Genomic DNA, 1,403 nt, shown 5'->3' on the forward strand with positions numbered 1-1,403 from the left:
TCCCCGCCGCTGCCGTCGAGCTGGGCGTAGCCGGCGACATCACCTTCGTCTCCGCGGACCAGGAGATGGCGGACGGCCTGCTCGTCGCCCGACCGGAGCGACCGCAGAGGCTGCTCGCCGAGCGGTGCCACCCCGTCCTCGGCCGCGGCGTCCCGGGCGACGGCCTCGATCAGCGCGGCCGTCTCGTCGTCCACCGCGTGCTCGATGGCGGTCATGCGTCTCCCCCGTCCTCCCTGCGGTCGGTCGGCCGGACCGCTTTGTACCCGACGTTACGCACGGTTCCGATGAGGGACTCGTGGTCGGGCCCCAGCTTGGCCCGCAGCCGTCGGACGTGGACGTCGACCGTCCGGGTTCCGCCGAAGAAGTCGTATCCCCAGACCTCCTGGAGGAGCTGGGCGCGGGAGAACACGCGTCCGGGGTGTTGACACAGGTGCTTGAGGAGTTCGAACTCCTTGTAGGTCAGGTCCAGGGGTCGCCCCTTCACCCGGGCGACGTAGGTCTCCTCGTCGATCACGAGCTCGCCCACCGTGAGCAACCCGCCGTCGGACTCCCCCTGCGCGGAGTGACGGGCGGCGGAGAGCCTGAACCGGGCGTCCACCTCCGCCGGTCCCGTGGTCGGCAGGATGATGTCGTCGAGACCCCAGTCCCCGCTGACCGCGATGAGCCCGCCCTCCGAGACCACCGCGATGACGGAGATGTCCGCGCTTCCCGACAGGAGGCGGCAGAGCGCGCGGGACGCCGCGAGATCACTCCGTGCGTCGACGACGGCGAGCGCGGCCCCCGACAGCTCGGCCACGGAGGAGGCGAGGGCCGGCAGCAGTCTGACCGAATGCGGCAGGAGCGACAGCGCGGGGACCACCGCCTCGGGGTCGGCTTCAGTCGTGAGGAGCACTACGTCCATGTGTCGCTTCCTCCTCGTCCGGGCGCCCAGACGATACTAGCGACCCGTCCCCCAGTTCCGACGATCGGAGTAGACCTGAACCCCATGAGAGCCCGTCGCAGTGTCACGGTGGCGACCGCCGCCCTGGCCGTCGTGGTGGTCGGCGCCTTCACCGTGGACTCCGTCAACGCCTCCATGGTGGAGGCGGACGTGTCCACCCGGATCCGCCCGGCGACCCCGGGGGTCGCGGCCCCGTCGGTGATGATCGGTGGGGGCCCGTCGACACGGTGGGCGGGGCCCGGGACACTGGCGTCGGCGTCGATCCGCGTCGAGGGTGTCACCCGCCCGGGTCTCGGTCCGGTGGCCGTGGAGGCGGCCGTCACCGATCTGTCCGTGCCGGAGGACCGGTCCGCCGACATGACCGCGGGTGCGGTCACCGTCTCCGTCCAGATCACCGGAGACTCGCTCGGCCCCGCCCTGGGGATGCGGGACGTCCTGGTCGGCGGCGCCGACGACCCGAGCC

General features: G+C 72.1%; 2 protein-coding genes and 1 pseudogene. 1 reads left to right on the plus strand and 2 read right to left on the minus strand.

From position 1 onward, the window contains the following. Both G6018_RS08980 and G6018_RS08985 read right to left on the minus strand, forming a co-directional pair. Positions 1–215: pseudogene (locus tag G6018_RS08980) on the minus strand (mycothiol synthase); the annotation flags it as partial. Beyond that, complete coding sequence (locus G6018_RS08985) at positions 212–901, minus strand: response regulator transcription factor (protein ID WP_179524621.1); 690 nt, start codon at positions 899–901, stop codon at positions 212–214. The pseudogene G6018_RS08980 and the gene G6018_RS08985, both read right to left, overlap by 4 nt. Before the next feature lie 84 nt (positions 902–985). Here G6018_RS08985 and G6018_RS08990 point away from each other — a divergent pair. After that, positions 986–1,403, plus strand: a 418-nt coding sequence (locus G6018_RS08990; RefSeq protein WP_187700426.1) for an LmeA family phospholipid-binding protein, incomplete at its 3' end; no start/stop codon positions are given.

It is taken from the genome of Dietzia sp. DQ11-44 (assembly GCF_014145205.1).
Classification (GTDB): Bacteria; Actinomycetota; Actinomycetes; order Mycobacteriales; family Mycobacteriaceae; genus Dietzia; species Dietzia natronolimnaea.

Bases quoted from the DNA above. Each gene is read 5' to 3' on its own strand.
- G6018_RS08985 (WP_179524621.1), bottom strand. From the start codon at position 901: ATGGACGTAGTGCTCCTCACGACTGAAGCCGACCCCGAGGCGGTGGTC.